Raw genomic sequence first — 225 nt, 5'->3', positions numbered from 1 at the left:
TCGTCGGGGTTGAGGCGGCGGCTGATCAGGTGCAAATCGTCGGCGTATTCGTAGCGGGTGGTGCGGCCCAGCTCGTCCTGCTCGGCGATGACCTTGCCGTAGGCGTTGTAGCGCCAGGTGCGGGTGGCGCCGGTGGGCAAGGTGGTTTGCAGCAAGCGGCCCATGGCGTCCCATTGGTAATGGGTGATGGCGCCGTGTTCGTCCTGGCGGGTCAGCAAACGCCCT

Annotated in this window: 1 protein-coding gene; it reads right to left on the bottom strand. The window is 66.2% G+C overall.

Translation table 11 applies throughout. The annotated features are described in order from the left end of the window. Positions 1–225 (bottom strand): RHS repeat domain-containing protein (locus tag OC610_RS29435; RefSeq protein WP_264433405.1); only part of this gene is annotated, 225 nt, incomplete at both ends.

The sequence above is a fragment of the Pseudomonas agronomica genome (assembly GCF_025917275.1).
Taxonomy (GTDB): Bacteria; Pseudomonadota; Gammaproteobacteria; order Pseudomonadales; family Pseudomonadaceae; genus Aquipseudomonas; species Aquipseudomonas agronomica.
This window is presented reverse-complemented; position numbering and strand designations above follow the sequence as displayed.